General features: G+C 72.9%; 1 protein-coding gene. It reads right to left on the reverse strand.

Annotated features, from left to right (window positions below; all coding sequences use genetic code 11):
• Nucleotides 1–116: 116 nt before the first annotated feature.
• Nucleotides 117–620: a LysE family transporter gene (locus AAW14_RS39385; RefSeq protein WP_265569273.1), complete on the reverse strand. Its 504-nt coding sequence runs from the start codon at nucleotides 618–620 to the stop codon at nucleotides 117–119.
• Nucleotides 621–1,010 lie beyond the last annotated feature (390 nt).

Here is a 1,010-nt window from a genome sequence, read left to right on the forward strand (position 1 = left end):
CGTTTCAAGATTCAACACCAGCCGCCGTGGGTTTCATCCACGACCGGGCGCGGGCCGACGGACGTGTCATGGGACGGGACCGGCCGGGCCCCCTCCCCGCCGGGGAACGCTTCAGGTCACCCCGGCGGAACCAGCATCCGCGCCGCCAGCGCCGCGATCACCGCGCTGGAGACGAGCGCCGTCACCAGCCGTCCGCGCCGCCCGGTCAGTGCCCGGCCGAGCAGTGCGCCGCTCCCGGCCAGCGCCAGTTGCCAGCTCGCGGAGGCGGCGAACGCCGCGAGCACGAACAGGCTCGCCGAGCGGGCCGCGGGAGCGGCGTCGGGTGATCGATACCGGCGCAGCGCCCCGGCGCCGCCCCGGACGGCGAGGGCCGCCAGGACGAGTGCCGAAATCCAGCGCAGCGGGGCCAGTTCCGGCTGGAGAACAGGGGTGAGGGCGGTGCCGCCCACGACGGCCACCAGGGCGTAGAGCCCGTCGGCGGTGGCGACACCGAGCGCGGCGCACGCGCCGGTCCGCAAGGACGTACGGGCGGTGAGAGAGACCAGATAGGTCCCGACCGCGCCGACGGGCACCGCGATGCCGTAGCCCGCGACCAGACCCGCGACGAGCGCGCCGGTCATGACCGGACAGGCGGGAGCCTTCGCGGTCGGCCGGAACGCTGCTGTCGGCCCCGCCCCCGGTGGGTGGCGGCAGGCGTCGGCGGCAGGAGAGCTTCGATCGTCGGCATGCGCCGATCGTGGGGCAGCGGCTCGTGCGCGGCAAGCGAATTACCATGGGGGCGTGCCCGCGCCGCGTCCTGCCAGGCCACGGCGTCCCCTGCACCGCATCCGGGGTGTTCCCGTCGGCGAGGCAAGCCGTCGGCGCAACGACATGCTTGCGCCATATACGGCATCCGGCGGATCTGGCCGAACTTCGCGTGGTCCTGTAGGTGCCTCGGGCATCTAATGATGATCGGCAAGAGCGAATCTTCGCGTGCGAGGTCATTGATGACGAAAACCGGTACGACCGTG

The sequence above is a fragment of the Streptomyces hygroscopicus genome (genome assembly GCF_026168105.1).
GTDB classification, from domain to species: Bacteria; Actinomycetota; Actinomycetes; order Streptomycetales; family Streptomycetaceae; genus Streptomyces; species Streptomyces hygroscopicus_D.

What these genes read in the sequence shown, in the direction of transcription:
- AAW14_RS39385 (WP_265569273.1), bottom strand. Translation starts at nt 620, where the DNA reads ATGACCGGCGCGCTCGTCGCGGGTCTGGTCGCGGGCTACGGCATCGCG.